General features: G+C 36.8%; 19 protein-coding genes. 15 read left to right on the top strand and 4 right to left on the bottom strand.

The window, feature by feature from the left end; all coding sequences use genetic code 11:
- The first annotated feature begins 385 nt into the window (after positions 1-385).
- The gene (locus U8519_RS09120; protein WP_334330016.1) at positions 386-1,735 is read left to right on the top strand and encodes an NCS2 family permease; all 1,350 of its coding nucleotides are present in this window, start codon (positions 386-388) and stop codon (positions 1,733-1,735) included.
- 137 nt (positions 1,736-1,872) lie between these two features.
- On the opposite strand, the gene U8519_RS09115 is transcribed toward U8519_RS09120, so the two are convergent.
- Positions 1,873-2,253: a DUF4430 domain-containing protein gene (locus U8519_RS09115; RefSeq protein WP_442892141.1), complete on the bottom strand. Its 381-nt coding sequence runs from the start codon at positions 2,251-2,253 to the stop codon at positions 1,873-1,875.
- A 156-nt stretch (positions 2,254-2,409) separates the two neighbouring features.
- On the opposite strand from U8519_RS09115, the gene U8519_RS09110 reads away from it, so the two are divergent.
- Entirely contained in the window at positions 2,410-3,330 is a 921-nt protein-coding gene (locus U8519_RS09110) for an energy-coupling factor transporter transmembrane component T (RefSeq protein WP_334330015.1), read from the top strand.
- The gene (locus U8519_RS09105) at positions 3,264-4,868 is read left to right on the top strand and encodes an ABC transporter ATP-binding protein (RefSeq protein WP_334330014.1); all 1,605 of its coding nucleotides are present in this window, start codon (positions 3,264-3,266) and stop codon (positions 4,866-4,868) included. Before U8519_RS09110 ends, U8519_RS09105 begins: the two co-directional genes overlap by 67 nt.
- On the opposite strand, the gene U8519_RS09100 is transcribed toward U8519_RS09105, so the two are convergent.
- Positions 4,854-5,573 carry an MIP/aquaporin family protein gene (locus U8519_RS09100; protein ID WP_334330013.1) on the bottom strand — a complete coding sequence of 240 codons (720 nt, stop codon included), beginning with the start codon at positions 5,571-5,573 and terminating at the stop codon, positions 4,854-4,856. The genes U8519_RS09105 and U8519_RS09100 overlap by 15 nt on opposite strands.
- Positions 5,574-5,780: 207 nt before the next feature.
- Here U8519_RS09100 and U8519_RS09095 point away from each other — a divergent pair, with 207 nt between their 5' ends.
- The 12 genes from U8519_RS09095 (at position 5,781) to U8519_RS09040 (ending at position 15,704) form a co-directional block, all read left to right on the top strand.
- Complete coding sequence (locus U8519_RS09095; protein WP_334330012.1) at positions 5,781-6,458, top strand: ECF transporter S component; 678 nt, start codon at positions 5,781-5,783, stop codon at positions 6,456-6,458.
- Positions 6,459-6,461: 3 nt separating this feature from the next.
- Positions 6,462-7,028 carry a cob(I)yrinic acid a,c-diamide adenosyltransferase gene (locus tag U8519_RS09090; RefSeq protein WP_334330011.1) on the top strand — a complete coding sequence of 189 codons (567 nt, stop codon included), beginning with the start codon at positions 6,462-6,464 and terminating at the stop codon, positions 7,026-7,028.
- Between the two features lie 50 nt (positions 7,029-7,078).
- Positions 7,079-8,275 carry an MFS transporter gene (locus U8519_RS09085; RefSeq protein ID WP_334330010.1) on the top strand — a complete coding sequence of 399 codons (1,197 nt, stop codon included), beginning with the start codon at positions 7,079-7,081 and terminating at the stop codon, positions 8,273-8,275.
- 78 nt (positions 8,276-8,353) lie between these two features.
- On the top strand, positions 8,354-8,725 hold the full coding sequence (locus U8519_RS09080; RefSeq protein ID WP_334330009.1) for a MarR family winged helix-turn-helix transcriptional regulator: 372 nt from the start codon (positions 8,354-8,356) through the stop codon (positions 8,723-8,725).
- Between the two features lie 410 nt (positions 8,726-9,135).
- Positions 9,136-9,339, top strand: a complete 204-nt coding sequence (locus tag U8519_RS09075) for a hypothetical protein (RefSeq protein ID WP_334330008.1) — start codon at positions 9,136-9,138, stop codon at positions 9,337-9,339.
- Positions 9,340-9,387: 48 nt separating this feature from the next.
- Positions 9,388-10,494, top strand: coding sequence for an NADH-dependent flavin oxidoreductase (locus tag U8519_RS09070; RefSeq protein ID WP_334330007.1), 1,107 nt, complete (start codon positions 9,388-9,390; stop codon positions 10,492-10,494).
- Between the two features lie 98 nt (positions 10,495-10,592).
- Entirely contained in the window at positions 10,593-11,201 is a 609-nt protein-coding gene (locus tag U8519_RS09065) for a sugar O-acetyltransferase (RefSeq protein ID WP_334330006.1), read from the top strand.
- A 9-nt stretch (positions 11,202-11,210) separates the two neighbouring features.
- Positions 11,211-12,005 carry a Cof-type HAD-IIB family hydrolase gene (locus tag U8519_RS09060; protein WP_334330005.1) on the top strand — a complete coding sequence of 265 codons (795 nt, stop codon included), beginning with the start codon at positions 11,211-11,213 and terminating at the stop codon, positions 12,003-12,005.
- On the top strand, positions 12,006-12,275 hold the full coding sequence (locus U8519_RS09055) for an HAD-IIB family hydrolase (RefSeq protein WP_334330004.1): 270 nt from the start codon (positions 12,006-12,008) through the stop codon (positions 12,273-12,275).
- Complete coding sequence (locus U8519_RS09050; RefSeq protein ID WP_334330126.1) at positions 12,260-12,829, top strand: HAD-IIB family hydrolase; 570 nt, start codon at positions 12,260-12,262, stop codon at positions 12,827-12,829. Before U8519_RS09055 ends, U8519_RS09050 begins: the two co-directional genes overlap by 16 nt.
- A gap of 442 nt (positions 12,830-13,271) precedes the next feature.
- Positions 13,272-14,645 (top strand): MFS transporter, encoded by a 1,374-nt coding sequence (locus U8519_RS09045; RefSeq protein ID WP_334330003.1) that lies wholly within the window; start codon positions 13,272-13,274, stop codon positions 14,643-14,645.
- A 21-nt stretch (positions 14,646-14,666) separates the two neighbouring features.
- Entirely contained in the window at positions 14,667-15,704 is a 1,038-nt protein-coding gene (locus tag U8519_RS09040) for an alpha/beta hydrolase fold domain-containing protein (RefSeq protein WP_334330002.1), read from the top strand.
- 38 nt (positions 15,705-15,742) lie between these two features.
- Here the strand turns inward: U8519_RS09040 and U8519_RS09035 are convergent, their stop codons facing one another.
- On the bottom strand, positions 15,743-17,107 hold the full coding sequence (locus U8519_RS09035) for an MATE family efflux transporter (protein WP_334330001.1): 1,365 nt from the start codon (positions 17,105-17,107) through the stop codon (positions 15,743-15,745).
- A gap of 74 nt (positions 17,108-17,181) precedes the next feature.
- Positions 17,182-19,893 carry a glycoside hydrolase family 65 protein gene (locus tag U8519_RS09030; protein WP_334330000.1) on the bottom strand — a complete coding sequence of 904 codons (2,712 nt, stop codon included), beginning with the start codon at positions 19,891-19,893 and terminating at the stop codon, positions 17,182-17,184.
- Positions 19,894-20,047 lie beyond the last annotated feature (154 nt).

The raw sequence follows: 20,047 nt of genomic DNA, 5'->3' as shown, positions 1-20,047 counted from the left end.
GCTTTATAAATCTCCTAATCAAGTAAATATAAAGATGCTTATATCTAAACAGTACACCAAATGAGATAGAGTTAGAACTAATATATTTATTTTCAGAAATTAAAATATAAATATATTTTTCAATAAAATGATTTGTTCGTGTTTTGCTGTTACACATAAAAATAATTATGAACTTATTTGATCAAAAAAAATCATCTGACGGTTGTAATTATCAATGTAATGTGGATTGAATTTAAAATAAAGCGATAATAAATAAAAAATCCTATCAAAACACGAACTATAAATAAATTATTCAAAAAAATGTTTCTATTTGTATTGAAAAAATAATTAAACTTTGTAATACTATATAAGTTCGTGAAAAAAGTATTGATTAGGGGCGTTTATATTGGAATCATTAAACGATGGAAAGAATTTAAGTTTTTTAGAACGATTATTTCATCTCAAAGAAGCTAACACGACTGTTAGACGTGAGATTTTAGCGGGCTTAACGACATTTGTATCGATGGCATATATTTTGTTCGTCAATCCGCAAGTATTAGGGGATTCAGGGATGGATAAAGGTTCACTATTCACTGCTACGGCTTTGACTGCGATTGTTGGATCTGTCTTGATGGGGATTCTAGCTAATTATCCGATTGCGATTGCACCAGGTCTGGGTGACAATGCCTTTTTCAGTTATTCAGTTGTTATTGCCATGGGTATTCCTTGGCAAACTGCCATGGCAGGTGTTTTCGTTGCTAGTATTATTTTCTTAATTGTTTCATTATTGAAGTTACGTGAACTAGTTATTAATTCCATTCCGCAGGATTTGAAACTAGCGGTTTCAGCGGGATTAGGTCTATTCATTGCCTTTGTTGGATTACAGGGTGGTGGCTTGATCGAAGCCAGCAAATCATCATTAGTTGAGATTGGTTCTTTTACTAATCCAACAACATTATTGACGATCGCCGGTTTGATCGTTACTGCTGGACTTATGTGTCGAAAAGTTCCCGGTGCCATCTTTATTGGAATGGTATTTACAACAATTGCTGGTTTAATTACAGGATTAATTCCAATGCCTAAGCACATTGTTTCCGGTATTCCTAGTTTGAAACCAACATTTGGTGTTGGTATTTCACACGTTGGAGAAATTATCAATCAACCACAAATGTGGGCGGTTGTAATTATTTTCCTATTAGTAGCATTCTTCGATACAGCAGGAACCTTGATCGGTTTAGCTGAACAAGCAAGTATTATGAAAAATGGTAAGATGCCTAGAATTGGTCGTGCTTTGATGGCCGATTCAATTTCTATGGTCAGTGGAGCGGTCTTTGGTACGACTCCTCCAACAGCATACGTTGAATCAAGTGCCGGTATCGCCGTCGGTGGTAGAACTGGCTTGACTTCAGTTGTAGTTGGGGTATTCTTCGCTATTTCGATGTTCTTCTCACCATTATTGACGGTTGTTACTTCAAACGTTACGGCACCAGTTTTGATCATCGTCGGTGCTTTGATGGCTCAATCAATGAAGGGGATTCATTGGGAAAAATTCGAAATTGCTTTGCCAGCTTTCTTAACGGTACTAGCAATGCCACTTACTTATAACATTACTTATGGTATTGCCTTTGGATTCTTAGCTTATCCATTGACAATGATGGCAGCAGGTAGAAGAAAAGAAGTTAATGGTATTATGTATGGTTTGTTCTTTGTCTTTGCGTTGTTACTTTATATTATTAATGTTTTGCCACATAGTTAGGATCGTTTTTAGTTATTACACAAAAAAACCGTATATCACGGCAATTTGGATTATTTTATCCCTTTGTCGTGATATACGGTTTTTCTTTTGCAAAATGTAGAATTGCTGTCCACCATCAGCGGCAATAGAACAACAAACTAACCATTGTATTTAGCAAGTGTAAATGTCACTTTGTCTTTGTTCTTTAGCTTCTTCTTGTTGGCAGCAACGTTAACTTTCTTGCCGTTAACAGTAAATGTCCAATACATTTTTTTCTTGTCATTTTGTTTCTTACCATCGATGGCAGTGATAAAGCCACTCTTCTCTTTAACAGTCCAAGCTTTTTTAACACCAGTCATAACAGAAGCGTTTTTCTTTAAAGTAACAGTCTTCTTAGCAATTCGTTTCTTGTTCTTCTTCAAAACATAAGTAACCTTAATATTATTAGTCTTGGCATCAGCGGTTGTTGTGGCAGCGGGTGCGATGACACCGACTAATAATAACAATGACATCAGTAAAACAGTGATTCTTTTCTTCATAATGAATACTCCCTCGTGAATAAAATTTGTTCAACGATTTCTAATTATATCAGATAATTTGTTTATCAATATATAAGGATTCTATGTGAATAATTATACTTTTGAATTGTGTTATTCTTAAATGTACTAGATTAGTAGATGGGAGGTAATTGAGGATTGAAAAAAATTTATTCTGGTTTTCAACAAGCTACGAATAATTTCTCGATAATATTTTATTTGGTAGCAATCATTATCTCTGCACTGCTTTTTAACGATCCAATAATAGTTTTAACAATTTTTATCTCTCTACTACTAGTTGCATCTTTTGCTAAAAAAGAAAAATCTTCCGGTTATTTCAAATTTTCAATAATTATTTTTGTTACAACAATGGCATTTAATTTGTTAGTCAATCAACGGGGAACCAACGTTATTTTTCAAATTCCTTTTTTGAAAGTTACTACTGAATCATTAATGAATGCTAGTATTTTGGCATTCTCATTCGTAAATTTATTATTAGCATTTTATATTTATGATGCGTTTACCAATGTTAAGACTATTTTTGATTTGATGTCGAAGGGATTTCGCAGTATCGCCATAGTTTTTATTTTGACGATCAAGTTCATTCCTAAAATTATTGAGATATTTAAAGAGACGGGTTTCTTGTATAAATTTCGTAGTAATGATAATTCTGGTAAGAGCAAATTAACTAGTCAAATGGATTTGATCGAAATTATTTTAAATAAAGCTATGGCTAGTTTTATGAATGTTTCAGATGTATTGATAACCAAAGGGTACAGTAATCGCCAAAAGATTACCAAACGTTTTAATGGTACGGTTTCTGATTATATTCTGTTGTTAACCAGTGTCTTAGTAACCATTTTTAATTTTGTCATGCTGTTTTTTAAAGTGGGAAAAGTTGATTTGGGATCTGCAAATGTACAGATGTTTACTGATAAAAATATTTTTATCGTTATGACGATAAATTTAGTTATGATTTTGATGCCAATTTTAATAGGAGTGTCTCAATACTTATGGTGGAAATGGTACGTTTCAAAAATTACAGCTTCAAATATGCCAACAGCCAAAAACTTTCGTTGAAGAATGTTGATTTGAAAATAAATAAAGGGGATTTTTTACTATTAGTTGGTAAGACTGGTAGTGGAAAAAGTACCCTTTTAAAGCAGTTAAAGCCAGATCTCGTAGTGGGGGACATTGTTAATGGAAATTTGGATTGTCAAACAGACGATCAAGACATCGCCTATATCTCCCAATTTGTTGATAATCAGATGATAACTGAGTGTGCACGAGATGAATTTAATTTTATATTGGAAAATATGGGATTCTCAGATGATAAGCGTCACATGAGAATTGCGGAAATCTCGAATTATTTTGGAATTATTGATTTATTAGATTTGCGTGAACAGGAACTATCGGGTGGTCAAAAACAGCTAATCAATCTTGCAGCAGCCCTAATTACGAATCCGGATATTTTATTACTGGATGAGCCAACGTCACAATTGGATCCTATTGCAGCGGAAAAATTGCTTCAAATGATTCATAAAATCAATTCTGAATTGAATATAACCATTATCTTAGTAGAACATTCCTTGGAGCGAAACACATTTTATGCGAATAGATTGGCAATTATTGAGGACGGTTCAATATTAATCGACAAGAATGTTGATGCGGGATTGAGAACGATGTTTGATGATGATTTTTACAAAAATTATTTGTCGCAGATCGATAGATCATATCTCGAATTATCTCTTGATAATGAAGCAAACTTACCATTAAATAATCAGCAATTTAGTAAGTTTTTAGTTGAGAACAAAGATAAAATAGATTACTTAAGTGATGCAACGAATATAACTGATCGAAAAACAATAATGGCAGTAAAAAATCTGAGCTTCAGATTTGATTTCACATCTAAAAAAATTCTCGATAAAGTTAATTTTGAGTTGTGTCAGGGAGCCTCGTATTGCTTAGTAGGAGCAAATGGAGTAGGTAAGTCGACTTTGATCAGGGTGCTTTCGCAACAGTTGCGACAACAAACTGGAAAAATCATCTTGGATGGTAAAACTGTAAAAAATAAAGATAGTGACATCTATGATAAATTATTTATCTTGCCACAGAATCCGGCATTGTTATTCGTTACAGATACTGTCTTTGGGGAGATTGAATTTCAGCTGAAACAGCATGACCCTCAAATCACTACGCAGCAAGTAGAATTAATCTTGGAACAGTATGATCTATTGAGTTTTAAAAATACCAATCCATATGATTTGAGCGGAGGGCAGCAGGAATTCTTAGCCCTGATCATTGGATTGATCAAGGAACCAGAAATTTTATTCTTAGATGAACCGACTAAAGGTTTAGATCCAAATATGATCTTGAAGTTGAAAGAATTGTTAAAAGATTATCTCGATACCGGTGGAATAGTATTTGCTAATAGTCATGATTTAGTCTTTGCGACAAATTTTGATTATGTATCAATGATGTTTGACGGCAAACTCAGTAATTTCAAGCGACCAGTGGAATTTTTTAGGGATAAATTTTTTTATACGACAGAAATAAATAAAGCATCCAGGGATAGTTTCCCGGATGCTTTGACTTGGAATAATTTAAGGAATCAATAAGTAAATTAATGCACCGACGGCACCACCAGCCATAGGTCCTAAGATAGGAACCCAGCTGTATGCCCAATCGGAGTCTCCTTTGTTAGCAATAGGTAAGATCTGGTGAGCGATTCTTGGTCCCAAATCTCTGGCAGGGTTAATAGCATAACCTGTTGTACCACCAAGCGAGAAACCGATCGATGTGATCAGTACACCAACGACCATTGGATTAAGTCCGTCAGTAAATTTACCACGTGTGAATGCTAGCAATGCGAATACTAGAACGAAGGTACCAATGAATTCACTGATAAAGTTCATTGGGTAATTACGAATTGCTGGTCCAGTAGCGAATACACCACGGATCGCATCAGGGTCTTTTGTTTCTTCCCAATGTGGGTAGTAGTTGACCCATACTAATGCGGCACCAACGATACCACCTAGTGTTTGAGCAATAATATAAGGTACAACTGATGACCATGGGAATAATCCGGCAATTGCCATTCCTAGTGTAACGGCTGGATTAAGGTGGGCTGGACTTAAGAATCCTGAACAGTAAACCCCAAGTGTTACTGCAAGGCCCCAACCTAGGGCAATGGCAATCCAACCAGCACCCTCAGCTTTTGATTTTTTCAAAGTAACAGCAGCAACTACACCATCACCGAGTAAAATAAGGATCAATGTCCCTATAAATTCACCCAATAATTGTAAAGTTAAACTATCTTGCATAAAATACACCCCTTTGTGCAAATAATTGCATAAAAATATATTAAAAATCGACATAATTGCCATTTAATTGGCAATGTCATCGTTTACAAATATTATACATAGTTGACAAGGGAATTACCATTTTTAAGAGTTATTTTAAAAAAAACTAAGATTTATCGATTATTTAAATTGAACTATTATTCATTAATAATTAGAGGAGGAGACTTTTTGAGTAAAAAATCAGCTTTGTTAGTTGCTCTATCAATTGTGATTTTGATATTGATGGCAGTTTTTGGTAGCAAAAACTATTTGTTGTTTTCATTCATATTATTAGTATTGACGATTGGAATTTATTTTTTGAAATTTGAAAATTCCCATAAAAATTCTCGTGAAATTGTTTTTATCGCTATTATATGTGCTTTAGCAGTAGGAGGGCGAGTTTTATTTGCGGCTTTGCCATCGGTCAAACCAGAGCTATTTATCTTGATCATGGGGGCAATCGTCAGTGGTCCGGAAACGGGTTTTTTGATGGGGACGATTATCGCATTGACGTCTAACATGTATTTTGGTCAAGGTGCCTGGACTCCTTGGCAGATGTTTGCCTTAGGAATAATTGGCCTCATATCCGGTTTGATGTCGAGTAGATCGATTCCTCGTTGGATATTGACATCATGGGGATTTGCATCAGGCTTCATTATGGGATGGATCATGGATATATACTATATTATCGGTTTTGTAAGTCCGATTACATGGAAGAGTGTCGGCATTTCACTTGCCGGCAGTTTTTATTTTGATTTGATACACGCTATATTTACTGCTGTTTTGTTATTGTTAGTCGGCAAACGTTGGATTAAAATATTCAATAACTACAAAGAAAAATACAATTTATTTATTACAAAGGAGTAACTAATGAGGATCTATACAAGAACAGGTGATAAAGGTCAGACACGGATTATTGGAAATGATGTTTTGTACAAATCTGATAAGCGAATCGATGCTTATGGGACAGTGGACGAACTCAACTCGTTAGTTGGTTTAGTTGCGGCCAGCTTGACTGACAAGACGGCTGAATTAAAAGATGAATTACAAGAGATCCAACAGTTACTATTTGACTGTGGAACTGATTTGGCCACACCAGCTGATGATGCTAAGCATGAATATATTTTTAAAAATGACGAAACTATTGATTGGTTGGAAAAGAAAATCGATAAGTACATGGCGGCTGCCCCACAAGTTAAGAAGTTTATCCTGCCAGGTGGATCAGTTGCTGCATCGTATCTTCACGTTGCTAGAACAGTAACTCGACGAGCTGAACGTGAGATAGTTGCATTGATGCAAGATGAATCGATCAATGGTGAAGTATTGAAATTTATCAACCGTTTATCGGATTATTTCTTTGCGGCGGCCAGATATGCCAATGTTCTTGAAGGCGTTGATGATGTGTTGTATCGTAACAGTAAACCAGTGTTTAGATAAGTTAAACATGATTTTCTTTAATCAAAAAATGTTTGAAGGGCGGTGACGTTATGGGAAAAGAATCAACTAAACCGAAGATGTCGGGGAATAACATGAAAGTAATTATAGCGTTGATGATCGGTTATACGATGGTCTATATGGACAAGACTATGATTTCAACAGCTGTAATTCCTATTGCAAAAGACTTCAACCTTTCAACTACGCAAACGGGATTGATCATGAGTGCGTTCTTCTTAGCGTATTCATGTATGCAGATTCCAGGTGGCTGGTTAGCTGATAAAGTCGGTGCTAAAAGAATTTTACTTATATCGTTGGCAAGTATTGCGGTAACTTCGTATTTCTTTGGTATCGTCAGCAGTTTGGCATTATTTATTGGAATTAGATTCCTAGCAGGATTAGGTCACGGAGGCTATCCACCTTCTACTTCAAAGGCAATCGCTGAAAATTTTGAGCCGCATAAGAGAGTTCTCGCTCAATCAGGTATTTTAACGACGACTGGTATTGGTGGAATTCTAGCTTATACGTTGGGTGCTAATGTTATCTCTGCAAACTGGAGATACGGTTATTACATGTTGGGAACTTTATTCTTAGTAGCATTTCTCTGTGTTCTATTCATGTTGCCTAATGATGAAAAAGAAGTAAAGACTGAGGTCAAAGTTCAAGATAAAATGCCATTCAGTCAAACTATCAAGAATCGCAGCGTGATTTTGATTTTTGTAATCTTACTCTTAGAGAATATTGTTACATACGGTGCAATGTCATGGATGCCAAGTTATTTGACACATACATTTAACCTGACTGTTGCTCAAGCGGGAGCAATTATGGCTGTCAGTGCTATTATGCAGATCATTGGTAGCTTAGGTACTGGTATTATTCTGACGAGAGTACTTATTGGTAAACAGAAACAATTCATTATTGGTAGTGCAATTATTGCGGTAATTGGAATTATCGGTTTGATTCTAGCCAAGAATCTTATCGTAGCGATTATTAGTGTTGCCGTCAGTGGGATGTTTATTGTTTCGACCTTTGCAGCGACGGCATCTTGGCCACAGAAGATTTTTCCAGAAGAGATCATTGGATCTGCTTCAGGAATTGTTGGTACTGGTGGAACCTTGGGTGGTTTCATTGCACCAATGTTAATTGGTAGTATTGTCCAACAATCAGGTGGCAATTTTGCGAATGCCTTTATTTTTATGGCTATCTCATTGTTATCCGGAGCATTTATATCACTATTGGTTAAAGATTAATAATTTCAGGAGGTGTCACTTGACGGTGGCGCTTTTTTAATATAATAATGTAATTCTGAGAGCAGGAGTGTGGTAGTTATGACGAATGATACGATTGAACGCTGGTTTGAATTTGTTCGCAAACAGAAACAAATTGAAAATTCATTGATCCAAGGATTAGCGTCTAATGGCGGAACTTTATCGTTGAATGAATTTTATGTTTTATATTTCTTAGATCAGAAGGATAGTAAAAAATTAAGATTACAAGATTTACAAGAGTTAGTGGGATTGAGTCAGAGTGCAATGTCGAGGTTGATCTCTAGACTTGAGGCTAAGGATTGTGGTGTGATCGAGCGCAGTACTTGTGACCAAGATAAGCGCGGTGTTTATATTCATTTAGCTTCTAAGGGTGAGATTACTTTAAAGAAGTATGAGCCGGTGGTGGTTGATACTTTGAATAGAGGGGTTTAGATTTGGATTTCTATTCCGCTTCCGGCCAGCAGTAATTCCATCAGTTGCGGGACCGATCTTAGCCAAAAGTCGGTCTAAGATCTCACTTTCTTGCTTTGCACAAACCGCAAATCAAGAAAGACGTCCGTGCTGTAAATGCGGGGAAACTACCGCATTAACACCACTTTCGCTTACTGATTCCATTACTGCTGACCTCCAGCTAATTTTCTTGGTTTCATATAATGCTGTGCTGTAATGTTTTATGTATGAGAACTATCTATTTTCATTTTAAAAGCGTGAAAAATAGGAATCAGTACTTCCTTAAATTACTTGAAACTAGAAGGTTTTTTATTTCTAATAATTTAAGGAGTATTATTCTTAATTAGAAAACTAATAGAATACTAATTCAATCTAGCTGAGGGTGGTCAACAATGGAATCCGTCCTGATAGTTTACTTAGCGATTTATCGATTAGTAAACTGGACGACTTGGAAGACTACAGGCTTCCAAGCGAGGCCGAAGACGAAGACTGAGGCCGGTCCCAGGACAGATGGAATTATTGACCATCCTCAGCGGCAGACCACCACACCCCTCAAACCACAAAGACCTCAATATTTGCATTACGATTTTCTTTAATATATTATATGCATGTGCATGCAACTATAAAATGGAGAAGGTATGAAAATGACTAAAATTACTGATGAATTAACATTTAGACGTGGTTTAACATTGAAGAATCGTTTTATTATGCCACCAATGACTACTAAAATGAGCTTCTTCGATGGAACTGTTACTAATGATGAGGTAAATTATTACAGTTCACGTGCTGGAGAAGTCGGTGCTATCATTACTGGTGCTGCCAATGTTCAAGATAATGGTAAAGGTTGGGATGGTGAACTTAGCGTTGCCGATGACAAGTTTATACCTGGTCTTGCTAAATTGGCTGCTGGAATTAAGAAAAATGGGACTAAAGCTATTCTTCAAATTTTTCATGCTGGTCGTATGACTGATTCAGGTGTTTTGCATGGAACTCAACCAGTATCAGCTAGTGCTGTTGCTGCGGAGCGTCCTGGTGCTGAAACTCCACGTGCTATGGAAGCTTCGGAAGTAACTGAGGTGATCGATAATTTTAAGAAGGCTACTGAACGTGCAATCAAAGCCGGGTTTGATGGTGTTGAACTTCACGGTGCCAATACTTATCTGATCCAGCAATTCTTCTCACCACATTCAAATCGTCGTGATGATGAGTGGGGCGGCAGTCTTGAGGAACGTTATCATTTTATTGATGAACTCGTAGACGGCGTATTGGATGTTGTCGATAAATCTGATGCCAAGAACTTTATCGTCGGATATAGATTTTCACCTGAAGAGTATGAGAACCCTGGTATTAGAATGTCGGATACGATGTATTTGATGGATAAGTTATCAGAGAAGCCATTAGATTACTTGCACTTATCAGAGAATAGTTACAAGCGTGTATCCGTTAGTGATGATTACAAAGATAAGACGATTCTTGAGTATGTTCATGATCGTATCAATGGTCGAATTCCATTGATTGGAATTGGTGATGTTCGTGGCAAACAACAAGCTGACGAGGTTTTGGCAAATGCTGAATTAGTTGGTGTGGGTCGTCAAATGCTATTAGATCCTCATTTTGTAGGTAAAGTATTATCTGGACAAGAAAATATGATCAACCGCAAGTTATCAAGAATTGATCAAGATACTTATCAAATCAGTAATGGTACTTGGGATTTCTTAACAGGCATGATGCCTGATCGCATAGTTGAATAATTTAACAGAACACTCACGTTCGTGAGTGTTTTTTCTTTGCTAAAGAATGATAGAATTTAAAATGTAACCGATTTACAAATTTGAGGGGTAAATACTTTATGCGTTCACAAAAAGAGAAAATGTTGGCTGGAGACTTGTATATTGCCAGTGATCCGGAGTTGGCCAAGGAGTCACATCGTGCTAAGAATATTACACGATTGTACAATCAAACGACAGAAGAAGATAACGATATACGTCAAGATCTACTGAAGAAGCTATTTAGTAAGACTGGCAAGAATATTTATTTTGAACCGCCGTTTCATATTGACTATGGTGTGAATACGACCATTGGTGAGGATTTCTATGCCAATTACGACTGTATATTTTTGGATATAGCTCCAATCAGTATTGGTAACAATGTTATGTTTGGTCCGCGCGTAGGTTTATACACGGCCGGTCATCCTATCGATGCAGTTATTAGAAATCAGCAGTATGAATATGGAAAACCAATTACAATAGGAAATGATGTCTGGATCGGTGCTGGAGTAATTATTAATCCCGGAGTAACTATCGGCAGCAATGTGGTAATCGGTTCGGGATCAGTCGTGACTAAAGATATTCCCGATAATGTAATCGCAGTTGGTAATCCTTGCCGAGTTTTACGAGAAATAACTGAGTCAGATCATAAGACTTGGGAACTGGAAAAAGAAAAATATTTTGAAAATTAGAGGATGAATATGACACATTTAAAATTGATTGCTACTGATATGGATGGTACTTTTCTAAACAGCCGAGGTAAATACGATACTGAGTTATTTTCTGAAGTACATCAACTAATGGATATTAATAACATTAAGTTTGTCGTTGCTAGTGGGAACCAGTATTATCAATTGCGTTCTTTTTTTAAAAAATATCCTGAAACGATTTATATCTCAGAAAATGGCGCATTGATTATGTATCAAGACAAAGAGTATTGGTCATCTAGCTTTTCCTATAATAATTATTTAAATGTGGTTGAAATTGCGAAGCGGATACCTGACTTAGAACTTGTAGCTTGCGGTAAAGAAAGTGCTTATGTTTTGGATACAATTTCTGATGAATTATTTGAAGATATCCATCAATACTATTTCAAATTAAAAAAGGTTACCCATTTTGAGGATGTTGATGATGAAATCTTGAAATTTGCTTCTAGTTGTCCGGATGAGTTAACTGACAAGTTAGTTGTTGAATTGATGGTAGCACTGGACGGTATTGCCATTCCAGTTTCAAGTGGTCATGGGTCAATTGATATTATTAAGCCTGGAATAAATAAGGCAACTGGGCTGAGCAAACTAAGTCAACTACTTGATATTAAACCTGAAGTAATGTGTGCTTTCGGTGATGGTGGCAATGATATAGAAATGTTGAAGTACGTTGGTGATGGTGTAGCAATGGGGAATGCAACCAAGGATGTTATCTATAGTGCCAATCATCAAACAGATGACAATGATAATAACGGCGTAATGAATTATATTAGGAAGGTTTTGAAATAAATGAGTATCAAATTGATTGCATTCGATTTGGACAATACTTTGTTAGATTCCAACAAAATGATTTTGGAATCTAGTAAAGTGGCCATTCGACGTGCTTTGAAAATGGGAATTAAGATAGTGATCTGTACAGGTAGACCTCTTGCTGGAGTTACGAATTACCTGAATGAATTGGGAATTTCCGGTGATGAACAATATGTAGTGACTTACAACGGAGCAGTCGTAGAGTCAGTTTCTGGTAAAACTATTAGTAAACAATTAATAAACAATTAATAAACAAAAATGAATACCAAATATTAGTTGATTATGCCGATAAAAATAATTTGCAGTATTATGCTTTGGATACTGATAGTAATATTTATACTGGTAATCACGATGTCAGTCGAGTAGTAGCCTTGCAAGCCTGGGAGAATCGTTCGGGAATTTTTATTAGAACGCCTGAAGAATTGCCTGATGATATTGCAATTGCCAAATTTGATTTCGTTGGTGAAGAAGATGTTCTAAATCTTAACGAACCACAAGTTGTACAAGATCTGAATGATGATCATAGTGTAATTCGTGAAGGGACAGTATTTCTAGCGGTCTTGAATTCCAATGCAAATAAAGGCGCAGGGCTGCAAACACTAGCAGATCACTTGAAGATCGATCCGGATGAAATTATGGCATTCGGTGATGAGAGAAATGATATTGCAATGTTCAAGTATGTGGGGAATGCCATTTGTATGAAAAATGGAACTGACCACGCTAAGAAATACGCCGACTATATTACCGATACTAATATTAATGATGGAATCTCAAAAGCAATGAATAAATTTGTTTTTGCTTAGACATAAAAACTCCCAGTGGACAGCTATTCCACTGGGAGTTATTTTTTATGTCTATTTTCATTAGCATCAACCTTTACTGAATCAAAAATAATTTTTGTGTTACGGGGGAGGATAACCAAATATCTTTCGTATTTGATTATGGTTATATAATAGCCTTGAAATATGAAAAAAATATTGAATAAATGAGTTGTTATTTTTAATAAAATATGAAGAAAGTTTGATTTAGATCATTTCATGTTATAGATGCAATTTTTTTGCTCACTTAAAATAAGTTTACAAATGCCAGTATATAGGCATAACCTCAAATTTAGTAAAAATAAATTACAAATTTTGTTGGTTATATGTTTAAACAGGCTGTATACTGTAAGTGAAAAAGATATCAAAATATTGATAATTTGAAAAATTAATTGTTATTATTTTGCTATCAGAAGGAGGAAATACTATGAACAAGTTACAGCTATGGAAACAACGTGTATTCTATGGAATGACTGATATGGCTGGGAACCTTATCTGGCAGATGGTCGGTTTGTATCTATTGTTTTACTACACCACCGTTCTTGGAATTTCAGCGGCTTTCGTTGGGACATTATTCCTATTAGTCCGTTTCGTTGATGCCTTCGATGGAATGTTTTTTGGATTTTTAATTGATCATACGCATTCGAAATATGGTAAGGCAAGACCATACTTCTTGTGGTTTGGTATTCCACTGGGAATTCTCGCATTTCTCTTATTCTTTAATCCGTCATTTGGTGGTAATAAGACCATTCAGATGATTTGGATCAGTGTTATTTACACGGTCTTTAGTTTAATTTATTCAGGATCTAATACACCTATTACTGCAATCTTGCCTAGTTTGACGGATGACGCTGACGAGCGTGCTAATCTAGCATCTGCCAGAATGGTTCTAACAAATACTGGTACAGCTGTCATCGGTGCTATCACACTGCCAATGGTTAGCTTCTTTGGTGGTAAGAATCAACAAACAGGTTTCGCAATTTGGGGAGCTATTGTTGGATTAGTAATCGCTGCCTGCTTCTTCCTCGCGTTCTTGAATTTGAGAGAAAGAGACATCAAGGCAGAAGAAGGTTCGGAAATTCAAGGACATTTATCAGTTATGGATTCCTTTAAGGGTGCTTTTAAGAATCGTCCGTGGGTAGTTCTGACATTGAGTTTTATCTGCATTCAGACATTCTGGGTTGTAAGAATGGCTTCAGGTGTCTTCTATATTAATTATGTTTACAAGAGCCCAGCAATTGTCGGTTTATTCTTAGGAATGACGATCTTCGCTGTTCCTGGTAACTTGATTGCTCCAATTCTTTCTAAGAAATTCAAGAACCGTGACGTTATGGATATGTCATTGATCATCTTCATAATCGGTGAAGTATTAATGCCTATTGGCCAGAAGTCACAAAACTTACCACTATTGTTTATCGGTAATGGTATTGCCATGATCGCCATGGGTTCAGTATTTACGATTGCCTTCGTTATGATTGCCGATACAGTTGAATATGCAAGAACTCATTTGCACATCGAAGAACCAGGATTCTTATCATCAGTTCCTGTCGTTGGTGCCAAAATCGGTATGGGTATTGGTGGTGCTCTATCAGGCTGGATCCTAACATGGGGTGGCTTCCAATCAACTGCCAAGACTCAAGCTGCCAAAGCTCAATTGGCGATCAATATTAACTTTGTCTGGCTTCCAATATTATTAGCTGCTGTGATTATTGCAATTCTCGTCTTTTATAACTTGAATGAAAAAAAAGAAATGGCTGAAGCAGAAGCAAAGAAACATAATGCCGATGTTGCACATGCTTAATAAATTATCAGGGAGGAAAATATGCTCACAAATAATTATTTGACAGAATTAAATCGTCTTAAACGTGTGGAACCAGTTGAGGTTCCGAGACTCGAAGATGTAAACATTGTTATCAAAGATCGTGTCGATGCTCATTCTTATGAGACAAATACTTGGAATGATCTGAAGGGGATTGAAGACAATCCCGTTCTATCCAATGATTTAACTGTATTGCGTGCTGGAACTGAACCGGCACCAATTCCTGAGATGCAATATCCCGATATTTGTGTAGATTCTCGTTATTCGTATGAGTTAGGACGCAAGGTTCGCTACTTGAGAATTTATAAAAAAGGTCATGAAAAGGACGACCGAGCATTGATCTACATTCACGGTGGTGCCTATTATGGAGGTAGTGCAGAAGATTCGTTGATTCCACTACGACTCTTGGCAACTAAATTCAATGGTGTGATCTATACTGTTGACTATGGATTAGCTCCTGAAAATCCATATCCATTCGGACTCTGGGACTGTCTATCGGTATTATCACTCGTTGTAAAAGATCATCACGATATCACACTGGCAGGTGATTCAGCTGGTGGATCAATGGCATTAGGATTGAGTCAATTGAGCCACTATATGGGTATCTGTGATGTATCCAGCCAATTACTCTTTTACCCAACTGTAATTCATGGTTCGGATCTCAATGGTAGTTTGTGGGATGATTCACGAATTCCGATTATCGATGAACAACGTGATGTTCTTCACGCAAGCTATGAAGTATTCAAACAATTGGATAAGAAGATGACGGAGCTGTATTTGCCAGAGCAAGACATTGATTTAACATCACCAATTCTTTCACCAATGTATTCTGATCCATCATTGTATAAGAAAGTAACAGTTCTTACTGGTGAGTATGATCCGTTCCGTCTTCAAGATGAAGCCTTCATTGAGAAACTAGGTATGGCAGGTTGCGATGCAACATATATTCGTTATGGTGGTATGTCGCATGCCTTCTTGAATCTAGTTGGCAAGGCTGCAGCTAGTGAAGATGCAATTTATGAATGCGCTAAGAGATTATAAAAAAAGACTACTGAAAATTTTTTCAGTAGTCTTTTAATTTATTCGATTTGAGAATCTAACTGTTCAGATTCTGCTTGTAATTTTCTAAGACGGCGTAATTCAATATTCCAAGTACTTACTAGTACAAGGACTGAGCCGATCCAAGCAAGGGGACTGGCCATTGCTGCACCATAGAATCCGAAGAATCTGATCATAACCACACTAGCAAATATTCGCATCAACAATTCCGCAATACCGGCAATTGTTGGTGCTTTTTGATTGCCCAGGCCTTGCAGAGTGTATCTGACGATAAATAATATTGATAGCATGAAGTACATTGTACCGTTGAACCAATAGTAGATTTGGATCAAGTTCAATACGTGGGTTTCAGGTCCGTTCATGAATAGATGAGAAATATTTCTACCAAAGATCACTAATAATGCCCCAATGATCACACTAGAAGTGATCGACATTATCAAGCCCTTCTTCACACCTTCCAAGATTCGGGAATAGTGCTTCGCACCAAGATTCTGTGCGGTATAGTTTACCAAAGCAATTCCGAAACTCATGGCAGGTAAGGTGGCAATTTGTTCAACACGTCCAGCAACAGTATATGCCGCAACAGCTTGGGCTCCCAAAGTATTGAGCATGAATTGTAAGATTATTGAACCGATAGCGATGATTGAAGATTGGAATCCCATCGGCAAACTCATTCTCAACAATTCTTTAAGTTCTGCTTTGTCAATTTTGAAATCCGAGAAGCCGATAACCAGATAGGGAATCTTGCGTCTGATGTAGAACCACAGAATCACCATAGTAATGGTTTGAGCGAGCACAGTTGCTAGTCCGGCACCAGCAACGCCCATGTGTAAGTAAAGGATGAAAACTAGTTCTAGTAGAATGTTCAAAACGGTACTTACCATTAAGAAGAATAGTGGTACACGAGAATTTCCTAAGGCACGCATGGTATTGCCTAGGAAGTCAAAGCCAACGAAGGCAAATATTCCTGCAAAAATTATTTCCAAGAAAACAAAGGCATTGTGCAAGAGTACCTTGGGCGTCTGCATGATGACTAGTAATGGATAGGCGACTAACATAGCGATGGCCGTGAAGATAACTGTAATAAATAGTGAGATCAAGATCCCTGATGCAAAACTCTTCGTTACGCCACGTTCATCACCAGCACCATATCGTCGTGCTGTTAAAATTGTTAGACCACTGGTCATGCCCATCGCAAAACCAATGACTAAACTAGTTAGTCCACCAGTAGCACCAACACTAGCTAAAGCATTGACACTAATGGTTTTACCAACGATCAGTGTGTCGATAAAATTATAAAATTGTTGGAAGAAGTTACCTAATAACAATGGAATTGTATATAGAAAGATAACTTTGATGGGTCTTCCAGTTGTTAAATCAGTCATAAAAATAACCCCCTCAAAAGTAATCACAGTCACTCTATCATATACTTTTGTGGAGGTTATTCAATAAATTTGTTTTAATAATCTAACATTTTTTCTTTGTGGGCATTTAATTTTACCTTTTTTCCCTTGAAAACAACTACGATGTCGTCATCAGGAATGACACGAACTTGATCATGTGTAACTGTGAAATAAAAGTGAATTCCTTTGAATATCATACTGAATTTGATACTCTGCCAAGCATCTGGTAGATGCGGGTCGATCTCGAGTTCTGGTCCACGATAATCTATGCCGGCAAAGAAGCAAGTGACAACGTTCAGCGTTGCTCCCATAACTCCCAAGTGAATTCCTTCAGCAGTAGTTCCACCTTGAATATCGTAGTAATCAGAGGTCAATGCTTGCGAGAACAATTTCCAAGCTAATTCTTTATTATTAACTTTCAAAGCTAACATAGCATAGACAATTCTTGAAAGAGTAGAGCCATGAGTAGTCCGACTCAAGTAGTATTTGATGTTCTTAGTTATAAAGTCGTGTTTGTCCTTAATGTCATAACCAAGATCAGACATTATATGGAAGAAAGTTGGTTCTCTCAAGGCGTATAGTGCCATCAATGTGTCAGCTTGCTTTGCTACTTGATATTCATCTGGATTATCGCCTTCAGCTTTGAGGATACGATCCATTCTAGAAATATCGCCATATTGACGACGATAGTAATTGAAGTCGATCGGCTTGAGATCGAAGTAGCCATCGAATTGAGCTAGTATTCCGTCTTCATTGAATTCTAGTTTGAGATTATGTCTGATTTTTTTCGTCAGTTCTAAGTCTTCCTTAGAGAAGTTTGCTCGTTTGTAATTTTCTTCTAGAATTTCTTGTGGTTCGTGGCTGGAGAAGTAATCAACTTTTTTGAAGACCCAACTAGTCATGATATTGGTGTAAGCATTGTTAGTTAGGCCACTGTTTTCTTTGCCAGGATAGCCTTCATGGAATTCGTCTGGTCCCATGACATTCGAGATGGAATATTTACCAGTTTTTTCATCGTAATCGGTCATGCTGATCCAGAACTTGGTAATGTTCAAGAGCATTTCTAAGCCATATTTGCGGATGAATTCTTCATCATTAGTCATGCTGAAGTAGTTCCAAATATTATAAGCAATCGCTAGTGAGACGTGGCGTTGTTTGCGGGAATTATCAGGATCCCATTGGTTAGTTATGGGGTTTAAATGTGTTATTTGTGATTGTTCATCACCAGTCATCCCACTTTGCCAAGGATACATGGCACCAACTTTGCCGTTTTCTTTGGCGTATTCTTTGGCAGCACCGAGGCGATTGTAACGATACATTAAGAGTGACTTGGTTAGTTCAGGATAGTGCAAGTTGTAGTATGGCAGAATGAATAATTCATCCCAGAAGACATGTCCACGGTAAGCTTCACCGTGTAATCCACGGGCACCGACGGATACGTCGAGATCACGATTGACATTTTGTTGAGCTGAGACTGTGGCATGGAAGGCATTCAGGTGTAGCAATTTTTGTGATGTTAAATCACCGTCGATCTCAAGGTATTCATTGCTCCAGATGTTTTGCCAACAGTTTATTGAATTGGCGACAGCATCAGCAAAGGTCTTGTGATATGAATGTGACTTAACCGCTTCTGCCAGATCACCTTTTGTTTCTAGGGATGTATAGATACTGACAGTCTTTTCAAGTGTGTAAGAATTACCTTCAACGACATCAAACTTAACTGATTGAGTGATTTTGTCATGAGCTTTGTCAGTGTGGACGTTTAATTCTTTGATATTTGGTGAATCCAATCTTGAACCTACGGAAATATTTATTTTGGAATGACGAGTATGTGTCAGAAGTATAGCAGTATTGCCATCACTGATGGTCTCATCGGTAACTAGATGATGATTATCGAGATTTTTGTAACGCTCCACATTAGCGTTAACGACTTGTCCGTCGATTTCGGTGTAGATCGTCATTTCACCAGAAAAATTCAGTGGTTGAACGGTGTATTGCAAGGAGTAACTGTGATAGTTCTTCATATCAGCTACTTTACGGCTGATCACCTTGAGCCGCTTACCATTTTTGAGTTTTAGCAACTTAGTAGTTGTCAATAAACCAGTTCTCATATCTAGTGAGCGGAAGACACTTTCTAATTCAGTAATATTTAGTTGGAATTTCTCAGTGTCATCGATACTAAAGGTAGTGTATTGAGCGTTAGGCAGATTAACTAAATCTTCATTGACGATATCTTTGTTATTGATACTAGTAGTCAGTTGATTGTAGACACCGGCAACGTAGGTCCCTGGATAATTATTCTCGTCATCCTTGGATTCAACGTAAGCTCCACGAAGGCCGAAGTAGCCATTGCCTAATGTCTGCATAGCTTCTTGAGAATATTGAGTTTTTCCCTTTTCATATCCATAGTAATCCAAGTGCCATCCGGCATATTCTTCCTCGATCGATGCAGCTTGTTTCAAGCCCAATTTAGCAACTTGATGAATTCCTACGGTAGGAATGTGAAAAATATTTTCCATATATAAGCCAATATCAATAGGTTGGTTTTGGCAACTGACAATCGTATCCTTGGCCTCAACATCGATGGGATTAAGAATAACGATAACATCGAAATATTCAGGAAGTTTGGATTTGAAATTCAAAAAATTATCATTCAATGGCAACTTAGAATTAATATTGTAATCCTGTTGAACCGTGGCAGTAGTGTTTTGATCCTCATATGAATATTTAATATGTTTATCGGTAACGGTTAGATATAAAGGTGTCATAATTACCCTCCAAAGAAAATATTTATACATGTTTAAACATATATAATCTTACTTGTATTATATTCCTATTTGTTTAAACAAATGGTACAGTTTTCATAAAAATAATTATCCAAATATGATGTTTAAACATGTTTAAAATATTGTATCTTATACG

This window comes from Companilactobacillus sp. HBUAS59699, assembly GCF_036913575.1.
In the GTDB taxonomy this organism is placed as follows: domain Bacteria; phylum Bacillota; class Bacilli; order Lactobacillales; family Lactobacillaceae; genus Companilactobacillus.
The sequence above is the reverse complement of the archived record's forward strand: the minus strand, read 5'-3'. Positions and strand labels throughout refer to the sequence as shown.